Origin of the sequence: Carnobacterium sp. FSL W8-0810 (assembly GCF_038007125.1) — a bacterium.
In the GTDB taxonomy this organism is placed as follows: Bacteria; Bacillota; Bacilli; order Lactobacillales; family Carnobacteriaceae; genus Carnobacterium_B; species Carnobacterium_B inhibens.
On sequence record NZ_JBBOWO010000005.1, the window covers coordinates 1 to 24,761 of the forward strand.

22 protein-coding genes and 1 pseudogene are annotated in these 24,761 nt (G+C 33.3%); 5 read left to right on the top strand and 18 right to left on the bottom strand.

Translation table 11 applies throughout. The features are described from left to right. From NST49_RS12320 to pepA, 5 genes and pseudogenes are all read right to left on the bottom strand, one after another. Positions 1 to 1,405: pseudogene (locus NST49_RS12320) on the bottom strand (DNA translocase FtsK); the annotation flags it as partial. A gap of 204 nt (positions 1,406 to 1,609) precedes the next feature. Next, positions 1,610 to 2,221 (bottom strand): YtpR family tRNA-binding protein, encoded by a 612-nt coding sequence (gene ytpR, locus NST49_RS12325; RefSeq protein WP_341049055.1) that lies wholly within the window; start codon positions 2,219 to 2,221, stop codon positions 1,610 to 1,612. Beyond that, on the bottom strand, positions 2,214 to 2,708 hold the full coding sequence (locus NST49_RS12330; RefSeq protein WP_023177273.1) for a universal stress protein: 495 nt from the start codon (positions 2,706 to 2,708) through the stop codon (positions 2,214 to 2,216). Before NST49_RS12330 ends, ytpR begins: the two co-directional genes overlap by 8 nt. 33 nt (positions 2,709 to 2,741) lie before the next feature. Then, complete coding sequence (locus tag NST49_RS12335) at positions 2,742 to 3,059, bottom strand: thioredoxin family protein (RefSeq protein ID WP_023177272.1); 318 nt, start codon at positions 3,057 to 3,059, stop codon at positions 2,742 to 2,744. Between the two features lie 23 nt (positions 3,060 to 3,082). Further along, positions 3,083 to 4,162 carry a glutamyl aminopeptidase gene (pepA, locus tag NST49_RS12340; RefSeq protein WP_341049064.1) on the bottom strand — a complete coding sequence of 360 codons (1,080 nt, stop codon included), beginning with the start codon at positions 4,160 to 4,162 and terminating at the stop codon, positions 3,083 to 3,085. Between the two features lie 172 nt (positions 4,163 to 4,334). On the opposite strand from pepA, the gene NST49_RS12345 reads away from it, so the two are divergent. Next, on the top strand, positions 4,335 to 4,679 hold the full coding sequence (locus NST49_RS12345; protein WP_023177269.1) for a PepSY domain-containing protein: 345 nt from the start codon (positions 4,335 to 4,337) through the stop codon (positions 4,677 to 4,679). Between the two features lie 67 nt (positions 4,680 to 4,746). Here the strand turns inward: NST49_RS12345 and trmB are convergent, their stop codons facing one another. The 5 genes from trmB to NST49_RS12370 all read right to left on the bottom strand — a co-directional run bounded on the left by trmB (position 4,747) and on the right by NST49_RS12370 (position 9,696). Then, the gene (gene trmB, locus NST49_RS12350) at positions 4,747 to 5,397 is read right to left on the bottom strand and encodes a tRNA (guanosine(46)-N7)-methyltransferase TrmB (protein ID WP_034538488.1); all 651 of its coding nucleotides are present in this window, start codon (positions 5,395 to 5,397) and stop codon (positions 4,747 to 4,749) included. Positions 5,398 to 5,516: 119 nt separating this feature from the next. Beyond that, a complete protein-coding gene (locus NST49_RS12355; RefSeq protein ID WP_023177265.1) occupies positions 5,517 to 6,317 on the bottom strand; it encodes a phosphotransferase family protein in 801 nt (266 codons plus the stop codon). A 452-nt stretch (positions 6,318 to 6,769) separates the two neighbouring features. After that, positions 6,770 to 7,630: a D-amino-acid transaminase gene (dat, locus tag NST49_RS12360; protein ID WP_023177264.1), complete on the bottom strand. Its 861-nt coding sequence runs from the start codon at positions 7,628 to 7,630 to the stop codon at positions 6,770 to 6,772. A 105-nt stretch (positions 7,631 to 7,735) separates the two neighbouring features. After that, positions 7,736 to 8,962 carry an ABC transporter permease gene (locus NST49_RS12365; RefSeq protein ID WP_341049069.1) on the bottom strand — a complete coding sequence of 409 codons (1,227 nt, stop codon included), beginning with the start codon at positions 8,960 to 8,962 and terminating at the stop codon, positions 7,736 to 7,738. After that, positions 8,959 to 9,696, bottom strand: a complete 738-nt coding sequence (locus NST49_RS12370) for an ABC transporter ATP-binding protein (RefSeq protein WP_023177260.1) — start codon at positions 9,694 to 9,696, stop codon at positions 8,959 to 8,961. The genes NST49_RS12365 and NST49_RS12370 overlap by 4 nt, the downstream gene beginning before the upstream one ends. Before the next feature lie 200 nt (positions 9,697 to 9,896). Between NST49_RS12370 and NST49_RS12375 the strand changes: the two genes are divergently transcribed. The 3 genes from NST49_RS12375 to NST49_RS12385 all read left to right on the top strand — a co-directional run bounded on the left by NST49_RS12375 (position 9,897) and on the right by NST49_RS12385 (position 11,981). Beyond that, positions 9,897 to 10,328: an HIT family protein gene (locus NST49_RS12375; protein ID WP_023177259.1), complete on the top strand. Its 432-nt coding sequence runs from the start codon at positions 9,897 to 9,899 to the stop codon at positions 10,326 to 10,328. Then, positions 10,328 to 10,675, top strand: a complete 348-nt coding sequence (locus NST49_RS12380; RefSeq protein WP_023177257.1) for a YtxH domain-containing protein — start codon at positions 10,328 to 10,330, stop codon at positions 10,673 to 10,675. The genes NST49_RS12375 and NST49_RS12380 overlap by 1 nt, the downstream gene beginning before the upstream one ends. A 292-nt stretch (positions 10,676 to 10,967) precedes the next feature. Next, the gene (locus tag NST49_RS12385; RefSeq protein WP_341049073.1) at positions 10,968 to 11,981 is read left to right on the top strand and encodes a peptidylprolyl isomerase; all 1,014 of its coding nucleotides are present in this window, start codon (positions 10,968 to 10,970) and stop codon (positions 11,979 to 11,981) included. Positions 11,982 to 12,036: 55 nt separating this feature from the next. On the opposite strand, the gene NST49_RS12390 is transcribed toward NST49_RS12385, so the two are convergent. The 5 genes from NST49_RS12390 to NST49_RS12410 form a co-directional block, all read right to left on the bottom strand. Then, positions 12,037 to 13,008: a 3'-5' exoribonuclease YhaM family protein gene (locus NST49_RS12390; RefSeq protein WP_023177254.1), complete on the bottom strand. Its 972-nt coding sequence runs from the start codon at positions 13,006 to 13,008 to the stop codon at positions 12,037 to 12,039. Between the two features lie 34 nt (positions 13,009 to 13,042). Then, a complete protein-coding gene (locus NST49_RS12395) occupies positions 13,043 to 15,889 on the bottom strand; it encodes an ATP-binding protein (protein WP_236620735.1) in 2,847 nt (948 codons plus the stop codon). After that, the gene (locus NST49_RS12400) at positions 15,870 to 17,114 is read right to left on the bottom strand and encodes a metallophosphoesterase family protein (protein WP_023177250.1); all 1,245 of its coding nucleotides are present in this window, start codon (positions 17,112 to 17,114) and stop codon (positions 15,870 to 15,872) included. Before NST49_RS12400 ends, NST49_RS12395 begins: the two co-directional genes overlap by 20 nt. 118 nt (positions 17,115 to 17,232) lie before the next feature. Beyond that, positions 17,233 to 17,577: a YlbF family regulator gene (locus tag NST49_RS12405; RefSeq protein ID WP_023177249.1), complete on the bottom strand. Its 345-nt coding sequence runs from the start codon at positions 17,575 to 17,577 to the stop codon at positions 17,233 to 17,235. A gap of 113 nt (positions 17,578 to 17,690) precedes the next feature. Then, complete coding sequence (locus NST49_RS12410) at positions 17,691 to 19,823, bottom strand: PBP1A family penicillin-binding protein (RefSeq protein WP_023177247.1); 2,133 nt, start codon at positions 19,821 to 19,823, stop codon at positions 17,691 to 17,693. Between the two features lie 485 nt (positions 19,824 to 20,308). Here NST49_RS12410 and NST49_RS12415 point away from each other — a divergent pair, with 485 nt between their 5' ends. Further along, the gene (locus NST49_RS12415; protein ID WP_023177245.1) at positions 20,309 to 21,646 is read left to right on the top strand and encodes a hemolysin family protein; all 1,338 of its coding nucleotides are present in this window, start codon (positions 20,309 to 20,311) and stop codon (positions 21,644 to 21,646) included. Between the two features lie 58 nt (positions 21,647 to 21,704). Here NST49_RS12415 and NST49_RS12420 read toward each other — a convergent pair whose 3' ends face one another. The 3 genes from NST49_RS12420 to NST49_RS12430 are packed head-to-tail and all read right to left on the bottom strand — an operon-like array spanning position 21,705 to position 24,707. Beyond that, on the bottom strand, positions 21,705 to 22,649 hold the full coding sequence (locus NST49_RS12420; RefSeq protein ID WP_187948705.1) for a DHH family phosphoesterase: 945 nt from the start codon (positions 22,647 to 22,649) through the stop codon (positions 21,705 to 21,707). Positions 22,650 to 22,667: 18 nt separating this feature from the next. Continuing rightward, complete coding sequence (locus tag NST49_RS12425; protein ID WP_341049081.1) at positions 22,668 to 24,002, bottom strand: DRTGG domain-containing protein; 1,335 nt, start codon at positions 24,000 to 24,002, stop codon at positions 22,668 to 22,670. A 15-nt stretch (positions 24,003 to 24,017) separates the two neighbouring features. Continuing rightward, positions 24,018 to 24,707, bottom strand: a complete 690-nt coding sequence (locus NST49_RS12430) for a metal-dependent hydrolase (protein WP_023177239.1) — start codon at positions 24,705 to 24,707, stop codon at positions 24,018 to 24,020. Between the last annotated feature and the right edge of the window lie 54 nt (positions 24,708 to 24,761).

Below are 24,761 nucleotides of genomic sequence, written 5' to 3' on the forward strand. Positions count from 1 at the left end.
TTTCTGGTGTTTCTGGTGTTTCTGGTGTTTCTGGTGGAAATGCTTGTTTATCTAAGTAATTCATTCTACTTAGCGCAGCAAGCATTTCCATATTTTCTATTTCTTCTGAAGTTTGTATGTTAGGCTTATTAGTCACTCTTGATTGATGAATAGGATGGCTAGTTTTTTTAGGTGCTATTTTTCCTTCGCCAAAATATCTCGCGACATCCTTCCCACGATTAAGTCGAACGTTTTGTTCATCTTCAATCATACCTACTAAGGAACGAGAAAGGCTACGTCTTTTTTTATTTATATGTCTCGAATCATTTATTTTTTTCTCTTTTAAATTAGGGTCTATAACTGGTTCTTCTTTAGCTTTTTGTACTATTTCTGGTTCTTGTATAAACTCTTCTTCAGATTCTTGTACTATTTCTAATTCTTCTACTGCTTCTAACTCTTCTACTGCTTCTAACTCTTCTACTGATTCTATTTCTTCTACTGATTCTATTTCTTCTACTGATTCTAACTCTTTTATTGATTCCAATTCTTCTACTGATTCTAATTCTTTTACTGATTCCAATTCTTCTACTGCTTCTATTTCTTTTACTGCTTCTAATTCTTTTACTGCTTCTAATTCTTTTATTGATTCCAATTCTTCTACTGATTCTAATTCTTCTACTGATTCTATTTCTTTTACTGCTTCTAATTCTTTTACTGCTTCTAATTCTTTTACTGATTCTAATTCTTTTACTGATTCTAATTCTTTTACTGATTCCAATTTTTCTACTGCTTCTAATTCTTTTACTGATTCTAATTCTTCAACTGATTCCAATTCTTCTACTGCTTCTATTTCTTTTATCTTATCTTCAAGAGGCAACTCTATTTTATTTAATAAATATTCCTCAAATAATAAAAATTGTTCTGGTTTCTTTTCTAAGGCTAAAGTGATTTTTAAATAGTCAATAGCATTGTTTTTACCCTTTGAAGTTGCTCTATCTTGGAATCCATAATAGGGAGATGGGATTTTTTGAACTTTAAATGGTGTCGAACTTCTTCCTTCTTGGAATGGCGTGGCCGCATGTTTTAAAGATTCTTTTGAATAATTCGTTTGTTTGATTCTTTTTTCAACTTGTTTCTTTTGCTTTTTTATTTCACTTTGTTTCATTTGTTCTTCTTTACCAATGGTTGAAAGATAATTTCTAACAGAAGTATTATCTTTTTGAAACGCTGTAAAATCAAATCCATGTTTTTTTTCGTTCGTTTTTATGTTTTGATTAACTGATTGACTGTCTTCATTTTCTAAAGCTGAAGTTTTTAAAGAACCTTCCTTATTCGTCACGTTTTGTGCATCGCGATAGAAAGGGAATTTAAATTTCTTTTGACGATCTTGATCCTTTTGATAACTAGGTCCATCATATTTTGGCATGATGACCCTCCTTTCCTACCTTACTACGAATCTTAGTTTACCATAAAAATTGGCTGGACTATAGGTGAATTCTTTAAGAAACACGCGATATTCTTTCAAAAAAAGCCCGCAAAAAAAGGCTTTACCAAAAACTGCCTTTCAAAAAATAGATTACTTATCTTTGAAAGGTACCTTTTGAAGCCTTTTTATACAATCTAACTTAAATCAATTGATTGGAAAACGTTCACCTGTAACAGCAGAATCTGGTAAAACTAAGATACCTTTTTTTTCTGGAGCATTAGGTACATTCAATTCTCGAGCCGAACAAATCATTCCATGACTTGGTTCACCTCTTAATTCACCATCCCATATTGCCATACCATTTGGCATCAAGGCACCAACTTTTGCGACAACAACCTTTTGGCCCTGAGCGATGTTAGGTGCTCCACAAACAATTTGAATAACTTCTCCATTATCTACTTCGGTTTGTGTGATGGATAAATGATCTGAATCAGGGTGAGCAGCACATTCTTTGACTTCCCCTACAACAAATTTTGGCGAAGCATCTGCTACTAATGTATCAGAAAATCCTGCTGACGTAATTTTTTCATTTAAAGCGTTTATTTGCTCTTCATTCAAATAAACTTGCCCAGTTTCTTCAATGTCTATAAGACTAGAAGCATTGAAAAAATTGTATCCAACAGTTTGTTTCGTCTTCTCTTTAAAAATTCTAATAACTTCATTGCTTTTTTCAAAATTTTGTTCTGTAGATTCACTGGCGCCAAGCATGACGATAAGTGTATCTCCTATACCTACTTTATTATATATGCTAATCATTTTCAACTTCCTTATCTTGTTTTTTATTTCGTACAACTAGAACATCACAAGGAGCATTGCGAATAATATACTCACTCACACTCCCCATCATCCATCGTTCAACAGCATTCATACCCGTTTGTCCCACCACGATTAAATCAACCTGATAGTCTTTAGGGATACCTTCTGCTAAAGTTATTTTTGGTGTTCCTTGTGCCATGATTGCTTGGACTTTTTCAATACCATGTTCTTTAGCTTTTAATTTATATTCTTCTAAAAGTTTTTTCATTCTTTCCTTATCAACATCAATTCCAGTAGCATCCAAAGTGTTTATTCCCGCAGTATCAATCATTCCTAAAGCATAAGAGTTTACATCAAAGACATGAGCAATAATCAATTCAGCGTGATTTCTTTCTGCAATTTTAATAGCCTTATTAAGCGCATTTTCTGAAGATTCACTTCCATCTATTGCAATAAGTATACCTTGATATTGTTGTGTATCTAGCATTATAACATCTCCTCTTACTCATTTAGTTTTGATTTAAATGGTTGATATAAACTGTTCTATTTCTTCTTTTGTTTTACGGTCTTTGCTTACAAACCGTCCAGTTTCTTCTCCGTTTTCGAATGCCACAAAACTAGGGATTCCAAAAATAGATAATTCACCGCATAGATCAATGTATTTATCTCGATCTACTTCCACAAAATCAATTTCAGGATGATTTTCAATAATTTCAGGCATAACTGGTTTGATAAATTGACAATCTCCACACCAATCAGCTGTAAAGAAAAAGACCGTTTTTCGTTTACTTTCTTTCACCATTATATAAAATTCTTCTACTGTATTTAATAACTCCATTTTCTTTCTCCTCCCTATTTCAACTAATTATTTTTCATAATGGTTTCAAAAGTACTGCGGTCTAACGTACGCGCAATTTGTAAAACCATTTCTTTTGCTGCAGCATAGTCGTCAATATGAAATACGGTTTGATGTGTATGGATATAACGAGCACAAACGCCAATAACCGCACTTGGTACACCATTATTCATTTGATGAGCTGCACCAGCATCTGTTCCACCTTTAGAAACAAAGTATTGATATGGGATATTATGAGTTTCAGCTGTATCTAATAAAAACTCACGCATTCCTTTTAATGTAATCATACCCGGATCTTGGATTCTCAATAAGAATCCTTCGCCCAAGTGACCAAACTTACTTTTATCACCAGTTAAATCATCAGCCGGTGAACAATCTACTGCAAAAAATAAATCTGGTTTGAATTGATGAACAGCACCTTTTGCTCCACGTAAACCAACTTCTTCTTGAACGTTAGCTCCAGCAATCAGTGTATTTGGCAATTCTTCGCCTTGTAATTCTTTTAAAGCTTCAAGAACAACTGTCGTACCATAACGATTATCCCAAGCTTTGCTTAAGATTTTCTTGCCATTTGCCATTTTTATTGTTTCCACTAATGGAACAATGGCGTCTCCTGGACGAACACCAAATGCTTCAGCTTCTTCTTTAGAATCAAAACCAGCATCAAATAAAATATCTGCAATATCTAATTTACTGCCATTACCGTCTTTGCCTCTTAATAAATGAGGTGGAACCGATGAAGACACACACGGATAGTCTCCTTTAGCTGTTTGAAGCGTAAAGCGTTGTGCAGATACAACATATGGATTCCATCCGCCTAAGGGAACTACTCTAAATAACCCTTGTTTCGAAATGCTTGCTACCATAAAACCAACTTCATCCATGTGAGCTGCAACCATAATTTTTGGTGCATTTTCAGCTTTGCTTTTTCGAATCCCAAAAATTCCGCCAAGACCGTCTTGTTGAACTTCATCTACTAAAGGTGTCATTTCTTTACGCATAATTTCACGTATACGATGCTCAAATCCACTTGTTCCTTGAGCTTCAGTTAATTTTTTTATTAATTCAAATGTTTTTTCTTCCATCACTGTTTTCACATAAGTTTTTCTTTACAACTATGTGATCTATCCCCCTTATTAACTTTATTAATCTATTATACCTTAAATTAAGCTGATTTTAAGAAGAATGCTTTAATTTCATTTATTTTTAAAAATGGTATACTAGAAAAAAACAATATTAGAATGGGGCGTTTATTACATGGTAGGTAAAGGTAAAACTAAAGATACAACACCATATATCTTAGCTGGTGGCTTACTTCTCGGTGCTGGATTAACTTGCGGCTATTTTCTACACAAACTGATAGCTGAAAAAAAAGCTATTCAAGGAGACACCATTTTAAAACACGTCAAAAAAGTATTTTTAAAAGAAGGTTCTATAGAAGGCTCTTGGATTGAATTACAAAAAGTTCCTTTACAAAAATTTGCTCTTAAAACAGATGTCTATTACGGAGGAATTTCAAGAATCGAAGAAAATCAATTGGTTCAGTATGAATTTATAGCAGATGCTTATACTGGAAGTATCTTAGATTTGTATCGTCTCTAATTCTCCAACAAGTTTTTCAGATGAAAAAAGCTTTAAAACAAGACAACATCTTGTTTTAAAGCTTTTTTTATTTTTTTCGTTTTGGAAATTTAGCAACTACTCGATAAATGCGACTACCACGTGAAGAAAATTTCTCTTCATACTCTGTCATTACATTCCCTTCAAAATCACTTTCATGTAAATTTAGCCAAACTTGTTCAAGTGTCATTCCGTATTTTGAAAAACTTGATAATGAATATTCGAACAATCCTTGGTTATCTGTTTTAAAATGAATTTCTCCTTCAGGGACAAGCACTTTCTCATAACTTTCTAAAAAGCTCTTATAAGTCAATCGTCTTTTTTCGTGACGTTTTTTTGGCCATGGATCAGAGAAATTCAAGTATACTTGATCAACTTCTCCTTCTGCAAAATATTGCGTAATTGATCCTCCATTAACATGAAGTAATTGTAGATTAGGTAAATTTTCTTCTATCAACCTATCTAAAGCTACAACAATAACGCTCATTTGAAGTTCAATGCCAATATAATTGATTTCCGGATGTAATTTTGCCATTTCAGTAATAAAACGACCTTTACCTGTACCCACCTCAATCTGAATTGGATGATCATTGCCAAATCTTTCTTGCCATTTCCCAACCCAGTTATCAGGTTGTTCTGGTATATAATGAGGATATTCAGCAATTTTTTGTGGTGCATTTGGTTTATTTCTTAAACGCATATTATGATTCTCCATTCTATTTGTTTGTCTAATATCTTTCATGGGTTTACATAGAAAAATCCTCTTCAAAAACAGGAAGAGGATTTTTCTATTTGTTAACACTTAATAACTAAATTTAATCATTTATTAGAAAAATAATTTTGACCTTGGTAAAGACTTTGTAATATAAGTATGTCTTTATTCATTTCATGGAAGCGAGTTTCTTTATGGTGTTGCTTTGTTTGAATTAAATAATTCATTAAAGCATACCACATGATCCGACTTTTTAATTCTTCCGTTAGTTCTGCATCATAATGTTCTAACCAATCCACCCAGTTTTCTTTCGAAACATATTGGCATAACAACATGCTCAGATCCATCGCTGGATCACATAGCATTGCAGAATCCCAATCCACTAGATAAAGACGGTTTTCGTCTGATAAAAGCCAATTTTTTCGATAAATATCTCCATGGCAAACTTTTGTATCAACTTTGCTCATTACTGCTGATTCAGTTTTTAGTGTTTTTATTATAAGTGATAGTAAAGGATGATTTTGTAAATCCAAAGACAACTTTTCTTCGTATTTTTGAATCAACTGATCCGGTGTAACAACTTCACCGCCAACACGAGCAAGCATGCTTCTTAAGGTTGCTGAATTGTGTATACGACTAATGAGTTTTGCTACTTTAGGCGAGGACATTTCTTCTTTCGTTAGTACTCTTCCATTTAACCACTCTTGAGCAGTCAGTACATCTCCATTACCAATACGCTTTGTCCACATCAGTCTTGGAGTGATTCCTTCAACAGATAGTGCAGCTAAAAAAGGTGAAGAATTTCGCTTCAAAAAAAGCTTTTCTTCTGCCCTTGTACCCATATACGCTTGACCAGTGTCACCACCAACGGGATGCAATTTCCATCCAGAATCTATTTCAAAATCCATACCCAATCATTCCTTGCTTTATATTCTGAAACATTTCCACACAGATACGAAAAGCAAAACGGGATCGTAAAGTCTTATTCGAAAAGCGACAAAGTTTAAACCCGTTAAACCAATAGCACTAAAACCTTTTTTTAGCTTACCCGCAAAGCCAGACAAAAAAAGGACAGATATCACAAAAGACATCTATCTTTCTGTTCCTTTTCTATTTTAGATAGAATTTCTTTCTACGTCAAGCGTATATACGTTCTTTTTCTACAAATCCGCTTACTTTATTTCTTCTCTCAAGTACTTCATTCATCTACAATTAATTAACTATCCTATATACATTGAAAATTTCTTTAAAAGTTATCCAACTAACCTCACTCGTACCACAACTATTTGCGAACAAGGCTTTATTGATCGTATAAAAAAAGATTAGCCACATAAAAAACGGACTAATCTTCTGAATTTTCTTATCTAACTTTTCCACACTCGTTTTCTACAGCATCTACATATAATTGTTGAAGTTTTTTAACTACTGGGCCCCGCTGACCTGTTCCTACAGGATTTCCATCTATAGATGTTATCGGCATAGCTTCCATAGTTGTACTTGATGCGAATACTTCATCTGATTTTTTTAAATCTTCTAATGTAAAAGCTTCTTCTTTAACTGATAATCCTGCATTTTGAGCAACTCTTAATAAAACTAATTTAGTAATACCCGGTAAAACAAGATTGCCATCTGGATGAGTATAGATCGTATCGTTTTTTATCATCCATACGTTTGAAGATGAGCATTCCGTAACTATACCCTCTCGATGAAGAATTGCTTCATCTGCACCTTTTTTATGAGCCTCATGCTTAGCCATAATGTTACCAAGCAAACTAATAGATTTGATGTCGCATCTTAGCCAACGTAAATCAGGAACAATTAAAGCTGACATTCCTCGGTCCATTTTTTCCTGATCACGCGCAACAATAGTAGTGGTAGCTGTAAAAACTGGTGATACTTCTTCTGGATCAGGATATGGGTGATTTCTTGGTATCCCAATGCCTCTTGTTACTTGCATATAGACATTTCCAGTATCAATATTATTTATTTTAATCAATTCACTTAACATTTCTTTTAGTTTCTCTTTAGTAAAAGGTAAACGCAATTCAATTTTTTCAGCACTAGAAAATAAACGATCTACGTGTTCATTTAAAGTAAAAAACTTACCATTATAAGCCCGGACAACATCATAAATCCCATCTGCAAACTGGTATCCTCTATCTTCCATATCAATTTTAACTTCACTGCGTTCAACGATTTCATCATTCCAAATTACTTTCATTTTCCCAACCTCTTTCTTGTAACGATAAGAATCAAATTTTTTCTATCATATCAAAAAAATACAACTTCTGCATTCTTAAATGACAACTATCTAAATTTTTTTCAATTATCGACGTATTTTAAGCATTTTATTTATTCGACTAGGCAAATACAATGAACAAAAACTTAAATCAAATACCCCAACAATCATGATCAACATACCAATCTCCATTAAAGACAAGTGTCTAATAGACACTAAAATAATCAATAAACCTTCAATAGCCATTAGTTTAAATAGAAGTCTCTTTAATGCCTGAACCTTATTTATCTGTTTTACAGGATACAATAGATTTAATGATAAATTATCAAAATGAAAATATAGCGGCAATAATTGAAAACCCGTTAAATACAAAAACACTATTATTAGGAAGATACTTAAAATAAAGGAATTTCCTAGACCACTAAGCAGCATGGCTATAATCGTTAAACGTACATATAATCCACTGTACTCTGTTCCTCTTAAAAATGCTCGGGCAAATAGGTAATAAAATACATTGTTCGTCTCTTTCTTAATGCTTTTCAAGAAAATATCTAAGTAAGCTCTTCTTTTGACTGCACCTTTTAAAGCTGGTATATCTGTAAATAAGTTAATAAATTTATATATAGTCTTCATTCGATTTGTCTCGTTATCAATCATTTTTTCCCATTGATAAGTTAACGAATCGTCTTTTCGACTCAACCAATTTTTATGGCAAATAGTTAGAATGACAGCTCCTAATAGTCCAATTATTGGGTTAACAAAAAGAGCAAGACTATTAATTAGTAGAAAAAAAATGAAGGAAAAAGCCTTTATTTTTCTCCATTCCTTTGCTTCTTTTATTTTCAAATTTGATACCTGATTAGTAAGTTCTAGTTCTTTTAGAATGACTAACGTAATAATAAAATAAAGGGTATCAGAAAAAGCAAAACCAGCTGAAGCAACGAGCAACGGCATCAATACTCCCACTGTTAATACAATAATAAAGACTGGCAATCCTAAACTGCGTCGTTTTGCTTGTTTAAAATAACCTTCCATTGCTTTTTCTTTTGGCAGCATAAATACAGCGTCAGCAGGTTGGATAAGCGTAGCTAGTTTTCCTATATTTAATACAACTGTAAAAACCACTACCCCTATCAACTTACTTTTCAAGTCATATCCAGCTATTGTTTTAAGATAATTTGAATATGCATACCCCATTGCTCCAACTAAAAACAAACAAACAATGACAAAATGATCATTAAAAATATACTTTAGGTACTTCATCATTCTTTTTTGATGGTGTCTAACTCGCTGCTTCCAAATTTCTGTCATCATTTACTATCCTCTTCTTTTGTTAGTTGAATATACATCTCATCTAAAGTTGCATTCGGCATATTGAATGTTGTACGTAAATCTTCCAATGTTCCTTCAGCTTTTACTGTACCTTCATGCAATAAAATAAATCCATCACATTGTCTTTCAGCAGTAGCTAATATATGAGTAGACATTAAAATAGAAGCACCTTGTTTTTTCATTTCTCCCATTAATTCTAATAAAGCATTAATGGCTAATGGATCTAAACCTAAAAAAGGTTCATCTATTATATATAAACTTGGCTCTACTAAGAATGCACAAAGAATCATAACTTTTTGTTTCATTCCTTTTGAAAAATTAGCTGGAAACCATTCTAATTTATTTTCAAGTCTGAACCTTTTTAATAATTTATCTGCACGTTCAAAAGCAATGTCTATGGGTATATCGTAAGCCATTGCTGTAATTTCAATATGTTCTTTTAAAGTAAGTTCTTCATATAAAACAGGCGTTTCAGGGATAAAGCCAAATTTTTTACGATACTGTTCTTTATCTTTCTTTAAAGTCAGACCATCTATACTGATTTCACCTTTTTGAGATTGCAACAGGCCGATGATATGCTTTATTGTGGTACTCTTTCCGGCACCATTTAAGCCGATCAAACCAATTAATTTTCCATCTCCTACTTCAAAGGATACATCTTTTAACACAGGGATTTGGCTATAGCCTCCTGTTACATGTGATACCGTTAAACTCATAATTATTTAGTCCCTTCTATACAAGCTAATGTAGTTATTGTACCATAAGAAAGCAAGAGAATCTTTTCCTTTTACATGTGTTACCGTTTCACTTTCTCGGTCTTTTATGATACATTTAGTAAATAAGAGAACCTATTTCTATATTCATTGCAACTTATATAGATATATAAAAATTTTGTTGTAGAAAGAAGGATACTAAAATGACAGACTGTATTTTTTGCAAAATAATCAATGATGAAATACCAAGTAGAAAAGTCTATGAAGATGATGATGTAGTGGCTTTTTTAGATCTTACTCAAGTCACACCTGGACATACTTTAGTCGTTCCTAAAACACATGTGGCAGATATTTTTGAATTAGATGAAACTTTAGCAGCTACTATTGGCAGTAAAATCCCAAAAATTGCACATGCCATCAAAAAATCAAATCCTGCAATCAAAGGAATGAACATTATAAATAATAACGGGACAATTGCTTATCAGTCTGTTTTTCATTCTCATATACATATCTTGCCACGTTATGATGAGCAAGATGATTTTTCTATTTATTTCGGCGATCATTCTGAAAGTTTTACGCCCGAAGAATTGGATAGCATAGCTTTAACAATAAAAAGTAAAATGGAGGAATACTAATGTCTAAACACTTTATGAATGGCCTAGCTTTAGGTGCTGTTGCTGGAGGAATCTATGGTTTACTTAAATCTCCACGTACGGGTAAAGAAAATAGAACTGTATTAAAAACTTATGTTGATGACACAACAGTTCTTGTTAATGATGTTTCAAAAAGTGTCAATGACTTAAAAGCTGCAATTTCACAGTTGACTAATGAGGGGAAAACATTAGCTGAAGAATTCACACAAGATGTGAAAGAATCGGTAGATGATTTTTCATATGAAGCTGAACCTCGCATGCGCCGTATTCAAGAACATACTGAAAAATTAACGACGGATATCGAAGGTGTAACAAAAAGTATGAAATAAATTAATTCGGTTGGATAATCAAAAAATAGGATTGGAACTTTAGGGTTTCAATCCTATTTTATTTGCCTAATAGAAAAATTGTAATGTTTAAAGAAATTGAAAAATGAACGATCTTACCTTTATACTTTTTTCGCAAATAGTTTAGTTTATGTTTTTTCTGTGATTTTTAATTGACTTTAACCTAAATATTGGGATTTTAGTTTTTTTTATCTAAATGAGTATGGTATATTTATATCTGTGATTACGAACTACTTATTTACAGCAAAATACAAGAAATGGATGTGTTAATGAAATGAAAAAATTATTACTAGCGACAGCGACTATCTTAGCAGGATTAACAATTGCGGGTTGCTCTGACAGTACTGTAGCCTCTTCAACCGCAGGAAAGATTACGGAAGATGAGTTTTATGAAGCAATGAAAGAAACTGTAGGAACAAGTATGCTTCAACAGTTGATCATTGAAGATGTTTTAACTGATTTGTATGGCGATAAAGTTACAGATGAAGTAGTAGACAAACAATATTCTACTGAAGAAGAAAACTACGGCGGAGCTGAAGCTTTTGAATACATCATGCTACAACAAGGTTATACAGCTGATAGCTATAAAGATACTATCCGTTTAAATCTTTTAATTGAAGCAGCTGTAAAAGATAAAACTGATTTTACTGATGAAGAAATTCAAGCAGCTTATGACGAATATGTTCCTGAAGTTACAGCAGCTCATATTCTTGTAGAAGATGAAGAAACGGCTAAAGATATTATTAATCAATTAAATGATGGTGCTGATTTTGCAGAACTTGCTAAAGAGTACTCAACAGACACTGCTACTGCTGAAAATGGCGGAGAAGTGACTTTCTCATCTGGTGAAATGGTCCCTGAATTTGAAGAAGCAGCATATGCTTTGAAAGACGGCGAAACGACTACTGAACCAGTTGCTACAGATTATGGTTTCCATGTTATTAAAATGATTGAAAAACCTGAAAAAGGTACTTTAGAAGAAGAAACTGATACAATTAAAGATCAATTAATCACAACTAAGTTAGCTGATAGTGCTTCTATTCAAGCAGTTATCTCAGGTATTATGAAAGATGCTAATATCATTATTGATGATAAAGACTTATCTACTGCAATGGATGCTTACCTAGGTACTGAAGAATCTACTACCGAAGAATCTACTACCGAAGAATCTGCTGTTGAAGAGTCTGCTGTTGATGAATCTGCTACTGACGAATCTGCTGTTGACGAATCTGCTGTTGACGAATCAGCTGTTGACGAATCAGCTGTTGAAGAATCTGCTGCTGAATAATTTCTTTAAACAAAAAAAAGGGTTGAGACGTTAATTTGTCTCAACTCTTTTTTTTCTACTTAATTTCATTTATTTTTTCTGAGGATTCACTAGGTTTGTAGAATGTTCGATTATCTAATCCAAAAATCCTTTCAGAGAACGTCCCAGGTTCAGTTCTGCTTAATGTAGTGTTTAGCATGTTGATTGTAGCATCAAAATTATCGATCATATACAATATTTCAGCTTCTCTTAGTTTTGGTCTAACAGGAGATCCATACTCAAGCTGCCCGTGGTGGGCCAACACCATATGTTTCAAAAGTAGAACGTCTTCACTTTTTTCATCTATTTTAAGAGAGATACAGGCTTTTGTAATTTCCTCATCTACTAAAACAATATGCCCCAAAAGATTTCCTTCTAAAGTATACTCTGTAGAGATCGAACCAGAAAGCTCAATAACTTTGCCTAAGTCATGCAAAATAACTCCAGAATAAAGTAAGGGCTTATTGATATCATCGTATTGATTTGCGATCGTTTTTGCAATTCTCAACATAGATATCGTATGAAAAGCTAGACCACCAGTAAAGGCATGATGAAATCGTTTTGCTGCTGGGTGTTGGAAAAATGGTTTTTGATAATGATTCAATAAATATCGTACAATACGGTTCATATTAGCATTTGTTATTTCAAATAGTGTATCGTTTATTTCTTCCATCATATCTTCTTTTTTTAGGGGCGCTCTTTCAACATATAAATCCGGATTATCTGGATCACCTAATTTTGTGACAGCAATTTTAAATAATTTGATTTGAGGATTTCCTTGATAAAGTTCTCTTTTCCCAGAAACTTTAACTACTTTCCCAGCAGTAAAAGCAGCAATATCTTCCTCTGAAGCATCCCAATACTTACCATCCATTTGACCACTTGTATCTTGAAATGTAAAAGCAATGAATTTTTTCCCATTCTTAGCCACACGAATATCTGCAGATTTAATCAGTAAATAAATTTCGAAGGTATCATCGTTACTGTACTCAAATAATTTCTTTTCCATTTGACTCCCTCTTTCTATTCAAAACTTTTCTTTATTATAACATTTCTATCTGCTCTTTTCTAAAAACCTCTGTTACAGATTCATCAAAAGTAAAATAGAATATTTGGATATCTTCACTAATTTGCTTCAATAGATGATACATCTCTTTTTTTCGCTGTTGATCAAAATTAACAAACCCATCATCTATTAGTAATGGTAGTTGAATTAGATCGTTAGCATTTTTTACAAATGAAAAACGTAAAGCTACATATAATTGTTCAGCAGTCGCTTGGGAAAGCTCTGAAGCTTCAAATAAAGTACCATCTTTGCGTTGAACAGTTATCGTCCCCTCTTTCAAAAAGACTTTTTGATAATTTTCTTTTGTTAAGATGCTAAAATAATGTGTTGTGTCTCGAATGGTAGCTGGGAATCGATCTTTTCGAGCTTCAGTCAATGTACGCTCAATAAGCTCAGCAGCGAGCTTATAAGTGGCCCACTCATCTACTAAAGTCTGCGTTTCACTTTTTAAGTTGGCATACTCTTGTAGTAATTCTGAGTACTCACCACCAACTTCTAGATTTTTCAAAGCTACTTCAATTTTTATTTTTTTATTTAACAAACTTTCAATTGTTTCTTTTAATTTTTGTAGTTTCGTCTTTATTCCTTGAATACTTTCTAGTAAAGCTGTTTTATCACGATACGTTTCAAGCATCTCACTGTATTCTCCAACTTGTTGTTCTAATAAGTTCAAACGAGCTTTTTTCGTAGATAATTCTTCGTCTAAAATATATTTTTTACGAAAATCTTCTTCCGATTTAACTTTAATCGAATGTAGTAGACGAATACGCTTTTGTTCAAATTCTTTTTGTTGCATAATCAATTGTTCAATGACTTGATGTGCTTCTTCTTGTTGTTTTATCAAGTCTTTTAATTTATCTTCATCAGCTGTGGCTTCCTTGTAGAACTGTTTGATCCCTTCAACTAGTTGTTCATTGTTACTCCAATCAACAAAAATAACCGGCTGTAAATATTTAGTGTCATTTTTCCATACTAAAATCTCGTTTTCTTTAATACTTAACGCTTCTTGCTTTTTATACATAGTAATTTCTTTTTCTCTTATTCCTTCAAAAATATCAGTCTCTTTTAACAAATCTTCTATCATATAATGTGATGGGTATCCATATTCTTGTTTTATTAACTGAAATTCTTGTTCAATATGGGCTTGTTGTAAATTAGCTTGTTCACTTTGATCATGTTTTTCGTTTAATTCAAAAATAACTTGATCAATTTCAGCAAGTTTCTCTCTCCACTGTTTTCGAATTTCAGTTTGTTGAATATACTCCTCAAATGAATAAGCTGGCTCTTCATATTCCTCTATTCTTCTCTTAGAGTCGCTTTTTTTAACCATTCTCCAACCACTATAAGCAATAAATCCTAAACCAGCAATAATAAAAAATAGACCTATTGTATTAGATAAGGAGAAACCGAGGATGAGTAGAATGAGAGAAACGATTATCTTAAAGACCATTCCTATTTTTGTTGAATTTGCCGTTTTATTTTCTACTTTAGTATACGCACGTTGACTTTCTTTGCTTTTTTCTAATTGATCTTCTACTTCTTGAAAAGTTTGATTATCCCACAGTCTTTTTTCTAACTTATCAAGTTGTTCACCTAAAGATTCTTGTTGAAAGTTTAAAAACGCTAAACGTTCATTTAGTTGTTGTACTTGTTGATCATTTTGTTTTTTCTGATCTTGCAGATCACTTAATTTTTTAAGAAGTTCCTCAGTCATAACTGATGGGATAGCTTGCTCATCATTAAGCCCTATTTTTTGTTTTTCACGTAAAAATTGATCGTGTATCGTTGAAAGTGCTTCTTTAATAAATACTGTCTCTTGGATTATAGCTTGGATATCGTCTAGATTTTCCATCAATTGATTGATTTCAGATCTATACTCAACAAAAACTTTTAATATTCTTGTTTCTTCTGATTTGTCGCTAAGGTAATTCAATTTTTCTTTTTGTTGTGTGATCGTTAATTTTAGTTGATTGATTTCTTGATTGTAATGATTTAGTTGGTACAATCCATCTTTTGGCAATTCAACTAGCTGCTCTTTTTTTAGCTGGTTTTGAATATCTTGCATTTCACTAAATAGTGCCCAATTAGCTTCTAATTGATTTAACTTGATCAGCTTATCTTCGTGATGCGTTCTTTGTTCTCGTAAACTCACTAATTCTTTTTCTAACTTTTCTTTCTCAATCTGCCAATCCATATACTGAGTGTTTTTTTCTTTTGCTAATTTCACTTGTTTTCTTTTATTTTCAACTTCAGCTATTTTTTTATTGATGACAGTCACTCGTCCATTTGGCTTAAACATTTTACTTGCTTCTGCTTGAAACTTGTCAGCAACTTTTAGTAACTGTTCATTTCCAATTGTTCCAACACTTAAAAAGTAACGATTTAACTTTTCGCGATTTAATTGTTGCACTTTTTGGAGACCTTCCAGGTCAAATGAAAATAAAGCTTGATAAGTGGCTTTATCAAGCCCTGATAAGATATTTTCAAGCCATTCTTCGCCGCCAGTATCTCCATTTTCTAATGTAACGGTTACTTTTCCATTCGCTTTTCCTCTTACACGTTCAATTTGAATATCTCCATACTGAGTTCCAGTTAAAAATAATCTTCCACCATATTGACTGCTACTTTTAGGTTCATATCTTAACTCTGAACTTATTTTAGAAGGAAATCCAAAGAGGATACTATGAATAAAAGACATAAGAGTTGTTTTTCCAGCTTCATTTTTACCATAAAATAACTGTAAATTAGTTATTTTATCTATTTTATGATCTATCCATTTGCCATAACCATATATTTCTATAGATTCAATTTTCAAATTTATCACTTCTTTCAAATCCAAGTTGGTTACGAACTAATTCTTTCGCATTTGTCATTATTTTTTTCCGATATCTTTCTTCGCGTGTTTCAATAATCTCTTCCATTCCAGGAAAATCAAAAAGAGGATTTGTTGTTTCATTAAATAAGAACTCTTTTTCTAATTCATTTTTTACTTTGATCCATTCATCCGGGAAAAGTTTTTGAATAGCTGGAACATGATTCTCAACAACTGATTCTAATTCTATTTTATGAACCCAAACAAAAGGATCTGCTTTTGGGATTTGTTGTAAGGCTTCTACTAACTCACCTTGTTTAATTTTTTTTATGACACCTTCAAGTAAACTTTCACTATCCGTTAAGCGAATAGAAAGAAACAGACTATAAGAATCATTTTTTTGTTCTGCAACGCTCTCTTTCACTGCTTTGTAAACCTCATCCAAATTCTTTTTATCTTTAACAGATAATTCAATTGTTTTCCATTGAATCGTCGCAGAAGGACAAAATTCAGAGACTATCCCAGATTCTGACATTTTTACCAATTCAAATCCTTTTTCTCCACTTTCTTTACTACTTCTTCCCTGAGTATTTCCAGGATAAACAATGGGAGGATTTGTCGCTAATTGCTGTCTTTTATGAATATGACCTAATGCCCAATAATCATATTTCTTACTTTTTAATTCTACTAATGAGAAAGGAGCATACTTTCCATGTTCTGAATCGATTCCCTCTGAAAATCCGTGTAATAAACCTAACTGATAGGTTGCGCGAGGATTTTTTTCAGGATAATCTACAATTTTTCTTTCCAATACCCATCTTTTATCATAACTAAATCCCGTAATTGCGATTTGTTCTCCTTCTTTTGTTGTAAGCCATTTTGTTTCTACCGTTTCATTAAACAAAAAAACATTTTGGGGCATATCAAGATGCAAGCCAGTATTCTCTATGTAGTCATGATTACCATGTAGTAGATAAACTGGTATATTCATACTATTTAAGCGCTCCATTTCATTTCGCAAATAAGCTTGAGCTTTGACACTACGTTCATCAGTATCATAGATATCGCCAACCAAACAAATAAAATCTACTTGATTAGTTATAGCACTATCGACAATCTTTGTTAAAGCGGAAAACGTCGATAAATAAATGGCATTCCAAATAAATTCTGGCAAAGATTTTAAGCCTATAAATGGGCTATCTAAATGTAAATCAGCTGCATGTATAAATTTAACCATTATAGTTCATTTGTCTCCTTCCTTCATATCTTTTAAGGGCACATACGTTCCTATAGTCTCAGAAAAAAAGAACTCACTACTCTTTTGCAATAGTGAGTTCTTTTTAGTACTCTATCTTTTATGCTTGATAAACATCTTGAACAGGTTTCATGATAATACGGTTTAAATCCTCAATCAATGTGCTTAAACGTTGTTCAGCTTCCATTAATCCTTTAATAACGTCATTTTCACCTGAAGTTTGAGCTAAGTTTTGAGCTTCAGCAATTTCTTCTTCAGTAATTTGTTCCCCAGACATTTGTTTTTGTTGTAATTTAATTTGAACTTCTTGGAAGTCATAGTACATTTTGCTAGCTGCTTCATCTTTTTTCACTTCATTAAAAGCTGCTACTAATGTAGTGTATTCTTCACTGTCTCTTAATTCTTTTTCTAAAGTATTAGCTGTATCATAGATATTCGTACTCATAATAAACTTCACTCTCCAATTTGAATTATGTTTTCATCCTAATAACTATACCATTTCACATTTTTATTTTCCATTATTCTCATCTAAATCACTTAAAAAATTTATTGGATTACTCAATTGGTAAATTTATCAAGGAGATTTCCAAATTTATCTTTCAAAATATCTGATCCTTCTTTTACTTTTCCACCTATCGAATCAATTGTATCCTTGACATCTTGCTTCCAGTCATTCGATCCATCTTCGTTTTCTGCTTCTTCAGCTACGATTTTTTCAGCACTTTGTGTATTAAAAGCTGTAAGTTCAGTATAAGGTAAAATATTTTCCATTTGTTGTTTAAATAATGGTCCGACACCAGTAGAACTTCCCGTCGTCATATAGTGATTTTCATCAGTAGGGTCAAATCCCATCCAAGTTGCAATAACAATATCCGGCGTGTATCCGACTGTCCATTGGTCTGTAGTACCGCCCGAATCATTAAACGTTACTTCAGTACTCCCTGTCTTACCAGCTATTGTATACCCTGATGGATTATTATTCTGTGCTGTTCCATTAGTAAATACTCCCATCAGCATACTGGTCATCTGGTCCGCTACTTCTGGAGTTGTAATTTTAGTTTTTTTAGAATTAGTATTGTCAACAATAACCGCACCTGTAGCATCAACGATTTTAGTAATAAAGTGTCCTTCACTCATGACTCCTTCATTCGCAAAAGTTGTATAAGCACTTGCCATTTGGAGAGGAGAAACGCCTTTACTTAAGCCTCCTAATGCCAGTCCTAGATATTCGTCTCCTTCAGTACCCTCCACTAACGGAATACCAAATTCTTCAACTTTTTTAAATCCTTTATTTAAGCCAATTTCGTTTAACAACCATACTGCAGGAGCATTTTTACTTTCTGCTAATGCTTGGTACATAGGAACTTCACCTTCATATTGGTCGTCAACATTTTCAGGTGTGTATTTATCTTTACCATATGGCAAGGGTTCATCAACGAGCATGGAATCAATAGAGTAACCTTGTTCAAGAGCTGCTGTGTAGACAGCTAGGGGTTTTATAATAGAACCTGGTTGTCTAACCATTTGCGTCGCATAATTAAATCCTCTAAATGTATGTTCTTTTCGACCACCATAAATAGCAAATACGCCACCGGTCTCTGGATCTAAAGCTACCGATCCACTTTCCAAAAGAGTTCCATCTGCTGCATTTTGGAACAAATAATCATTTTCGTAAGTCACATCCATGGCACGTTGATAGTCTTGATTCAAAGAAGTATAAATTTTATAGCCTTTATTTAAAACAGCTTCTTCACTTAAATCATAGGTATACATGGCTTCATTTATTACAGCATCAAAATATGATGGGTATTGATAGCCCTCTTTTTCTGAATAAGCATCTACTAATGTTAATTCTTGAGCCTTTAGTTCATCCACTTCTTCTTGAGTAACTAGTTCATTTGTTGCCATTAGATCTAATACTACATTTCTTCGAGAGATAGCATTATCGTAATTATCAATCGGATTGTAATTACTTGGAGCTTTTAGCATACCTGCTATTGTAGCTGCCTCTGATAAAGTAACATCTGCTGCAGATTTCCCAAAATATTTTTGAGACGCATCCTCTACTCCCCATACACCATTTCCAAAATAAGAATTATTAAGATACATCTCAATAATCTCATCTTTTGTATACACTTTTTCAATCTCAATAGCTAAAAACAGTTCTTTTAGTTTTCGAATTACAGTTTGATCAAGCGTTAGATAGGCATTTTTGGCTAACTGTTGAGTAATGGTGCTCCCACCTCCAACAATATTCCCTCCATTAAGGATATATCCTACAGCAGCTCTTGCAATTCCAATAGGATCAAATCCTGAGTGTTTATAAAAACGTTTATCTTCAGTTGAAATAACAGCTTGTTCTATAGAATCTGATACTTCATCGATTGAGACAAATGTTCCTTTTTGAGAATACAATGTTCCTGCTTCTTCATTGTTGACATCATATATCGTTGTTGTTTGTTCTAAACCTGCTTTCAAGGTAGAGACATTTGCTGTTTTTGCTAAATACAATAAATAAACACTTGCTGCTAAAGCAATGGTTAAAACAGTCAAAAGAATAATTTTATTTATCTGGTATCTTTTCCAAACTCGTTGTCTTTTTTTATGAAACTTTATCAAATAGGGTTTTATCCACTCCCAAAAAATAAGCAGAGCTTTTTTTACCTTATCAAAAAAAGGAGATTCATTCATTTGCATTCATTCCTTAATCGTTTATTCTAAATCGAAGCTTATCATAATGAGTGTAGCAAAAAAATAACGAAGACACATCCTACTTAAGGAGGACATGTCAAAAAGATCAGTCATTTAAATGATACGTTTTACTTAGTTTTGTGTATTTTTTCTTTATCATTTTACCATATTGATGTAAAGTAAAGTTAAAGACTTTATTAAATAAGAAAGCTTATTTAATGTCTAATACGAATTTTTTTAAAAAAAGGATGAGGTGATACCTTGGGACAGAAAACAGAATATGGATATTAAACAATCAAAAAAATAGTTTCGTTCATACATCTATTTTTTTGATCATTGTTCATCTTGTATTTTATCCTTAATCTAAGGAATTTACTATTGATCATTGAGATACTCTTTATATGATAAACTATTATTTAATCGAATGACTATACATTATACCCCAAGGAGGTGAAGTCTACGTTAATTTAAACGTAGACAACCATTTGTCAATTACAACAGGAATCATTGCATTCTTTATTATCCTATTTATCGCAGCTTTATTCGTAATGTCTGAATTTGTACTAGTCCGTATTCGGCCATCAAGATTAGAGTACTTAATAGAAAACGGTGACAAACGAGCAATTCTTTTAAAAGAAATGACAAAAAAATTAGATACCTATCTATCTGCTACACAGTTAGGTGTGACGATTACTTCATTAGCCATTGGTTGGTTGGGCGATCCAACTTTTGGGCGTTTGTTTAATTTGCTGTTTTCATCTATTGCTATTCCATCTTCTGTTTCAACGATTGCTTCTATCATTTTGTCTTTTGTTATTTTAACCTCTCTTCAAGTAATCATTGGAGAACTGGTTCCTAAAAATATTGCAATCAATAAAACAGAACAAATTGGATTATTTATAGCGAAACCTCTTCAGATTTGGTTTCGAATAATGTATCCTTTAGTATTTGTACTGAATAGTGTAGCAAATGGGATATCACGTCGAATCGGTTTGAAAAATATCAGCGAACCCGAAGAAGGTGTATCAGAGGAAGAACTTCGTATTATCATGGGTGAAAGCTTAAAAAGTGGTGAGATCAATCGTGACGAATATCAATTTGTAGAAAATGTCTTTGCATTTGACGATCGAATGAGTCGTGAAATTATGGTACCTCGTACGGAAATGGTAACTGTCTCAACATCAATGACCTTAAGAGAGATTGCTCAATTGGTCAGTAAAGAACGCTATACCCGTTACCCTGTCATCAAAGATGGCGACAAAGATATTGTATTAGGAATTATCAATACAAAAGAAATTTTCGCTGTGTATGTCGATGCCGTTGAAGCAAAGTTATCTGAAACTTTCAGCTTTGCTGAGTACATTAGACCGATTATTTCTGTTATTGAAACCATTCCAATTAAAGAATTATTAGTTAAAATGCAAAAGGAACGTAACCAAATAGCTGTTCTTGTTGATGAATATGGTGGAACAAGCGGTATTATTTCAATGGAAGATATCGTAGAAGAAATTGTTGGGGATATTAGTGACGATTACGAAGTTGTCGGTGAACCTGAAATCAAAAAAATAGGCGATCATCATTATCGTTTGAGCGCTAGAATGCTGATTGACGATGTAAATGATATATTTGGACTCTCTATTGAAGAAGAAGACGTCGATACTATTGGTGGTTGGATGATGAACCAAAAGTACGATATTTCACTTGGTGAAGAGATCATCTTTAACAATCATACTTTTAAAGTTATTAAAACAGGCAATGGCACACTTGAAGTGATTGATATTATCAAGAAAACTCCACAAGTTGCAATAAATGATATAGACTAATACACAATTTTCAAGTTAATGAAAGCCCAGAGTTTGTAAATCAACTCTGGGCTTCTTTTTAGTTTTGTTCAGCTACTTGAATCAATTGATGGATAATCTGCTCTACTTCATTTAAATCTTTTGCATTGGCTCCACTAGCTAGCGGATGGCCACCACCATGATGTTGTTTAGCTACTTCATTAATAACTGGTCCTTTAGATCTCAAGCGACAACGAAAATGGCCCTCTGGTTGTTCCACGAAAATTCCCCACAATACTACTTCTTCAAGTGCACTAGGCAAAGACACAACTGCTGAAGTTTCAGCATCACTTACATCAAACTGATCTAAAATAGATTTAGTTAATAGAACTTTGCCTACACCTGATGGATGAATTTCTATATTTTGTAAAACATATCCTGATAACTGCGCTACTTTTCTAGACATTGCCGTCATTTTGCGATTGATTTCATCAGATTTAATAGGATGTTCCATTAAATCGGCTACGATACGCATCGTTTTTGGAGTTGTTGCTGGATACAAGAAACGCCCGGTATCTCCTACAATTCCTGCATATAATAATCTAGCAGCATTATCGGTCATGTCTAATACTTCTTTGTGATAAAAACAGAAATCAGCAATGATTTCACTCGAACTGCTTGCTTTTGTATCTACTAAGACAATGTCACCATAAACATCATCATTAGGGTGATGGTCTATTTTAATTAAGAACTTTCCTTGATTATAACGCTCGTCACTAATACGTGGTGTATTAGCAGTGTCTGTTACGATAACCAAAGCTTCTTTATAGTCTTCGTCTGAAACATCATCCATGTCCGTTAAATAATTTAAGTCTCCTACCGGGCCACCAGCTTTTAAAACTTTTTTCGTTGGGAAACTAGTTTTTATGATTTCCACTAATCCTCCTTGAGAACCAAGTGCATCTGGATCTGGATTCTTATGTCTGTGAACAATAATAGTTTTCGATTCTTTAATTGCTTCAAGTATTTGATCATATAAGTTTATAGCCATTCTATTTCTCCTTTAGTTTCTTTGCATCAATTGACAAACCACTGTTGCTTTCGCTACCAACACAGTATCTGTGTAAACTTCTATGTCCAATTTAGCCGTTCGTCTGCCTATCTCAAAGACACGCGGTCTAATTTCTATTTCACTTCCTAATTGAACCAATTTTAAATAATACAAATTCATTTGTTCAACTATGGCATTCTTTTTTTGATAAATGACCAGCGTATTTTTCGTTACAGTAGTAATTACTTCACTTAATAATCCAAACGACAGACTTCCTATATTATCTGTCATTTGAGGTGTCACTTTAAATTTGTAAGACGGGATTTCTGATGCCCATTCTGTTGAAGGAGCAAGAGTTAAAATTTCAATATTTTCATTTATTTGGTCAGACAGCGTATCCCCCATTTGTGGTTGACGCTGAGAGGATTGCATGGCTTTCATAACGTCTTGTCTTGAAACAATGCCCATAAGCGTTAAATCATCCTCAACGATTGGCATTACTTCCAAACCATCCCAAATCATTAAATGTCCAACACTTGCTACGCTCATATGAGTTTTTGCAAAGGTAGGATTTTTGGTCATGACTCGTTCAATATTGATATGATCTTGTTTTCCGATAATATCTTTGGCGGTTACCATTCCAATCAGTCGGCCTTTTCTATTGACTACTGGAAAACGAGTATGTTGACTTTGCTCATTTAGTTTTCGATAATCTAAAACAGATTGGTCAATCGTAAGATAAAGTGTTTTGTCTTCTTTAGTGTAAATGTCATCTACAAGCATAATTTCTTTTTTAATCAATTGATCAGTAATAGCTCTATTGATTAAGGTTGCTACAGTAAAAGAGTCATAAGTGGTCGTCAAAACAGGCAGCTTCAATTTATTTGCTAGTAAAATAATATCATTGTTTGTATTAAAACCACCAGTGATCAATACGGCTGCTCCGTTTTCAAGAGCTAGTCTTTGAGCATTCTCACGATTCCCTACAATCATTAAAGATCCTGGTGTGATATACCGCACCATTGCTTTTTCTGTCATAGCACCAATGATAAACTTGCTCAAATCTTTACCTAGCCCTTCTTCTCCACCCAAAATGTCGCCATCTATGATTTTTACAACTTCACCATAAGTCAACGTTTCAAAAGTCTCTTTCATTTTACGCTCAATTCGAATCGTTCCCACACGTTGAATAGTGGAAACTAACCCATTATTCTGTGCATCTTTTATTGCTCGATAAGCTGTTCCTTCACTTACATTCAAATTTTTCGCAATGGATCGAACAGAGATTTTTTCTCCAACAGGCAATGTTTCAATATAAGTAATGATTTGATCGTGTTTCGTAGTCATTAACTGGCCTCCAACCTACATATAAGATAAATCAATTTCCTCTCCTATTTTTAATACGAGACCTTGATCTTCAGGTAAGCTTGTACAAAAAGCACTAGCATCCTGTTCAATTAATGGAAATGTGTCGTAATGAATAGGTACAATTTTTTTTGCTTGGATATAACTTGCAGCAATAGCCGCATCTTCAGGTCCCATAGTAAAATTATCTCCAATAGGTAAAAAGGCAACATCAATTGTTTTATACGCGCCAATCAATTTCATGTCTGTAAACAACGCAGTATCTCCAGCGTGATAGATCGTTTGACCATCCACAGTAAAAGTAATCCCAGCAGCAAGCCCTAAGGTTATTGCTTCTCCATCTACTTCATATGAAGATCCATGAATGGCCGGAGTCATTTTGATTTCGCCAAAATCAAATTGGTGCTTACCACCCATCTGCATACCGTGAGTAGTAAATCCTTTTTTCGCAAAGAAATCAGCAATTTCAACGTTTGCAACTATTATTGCACCTGTTCTTGTTGCTATCGGTTCAGTATCTCCAATATGGTCGTTATGAGCATGTGTCAAAATGATCGCATCAGCTTTAACAGTCTGAGGATCTAAATCACTTTTAGCATTACCGGTAATGAAAGGATCTATCAAAATAGTAAAGCCCGAATTCGTTTGAATTTGTACACAAGACTGTCCATGCCAAGAAATTTTCATAGTAGTGCTCCCCTTTCAACTCTAAAGACTAGATAAGGATAGAATAATTGTATT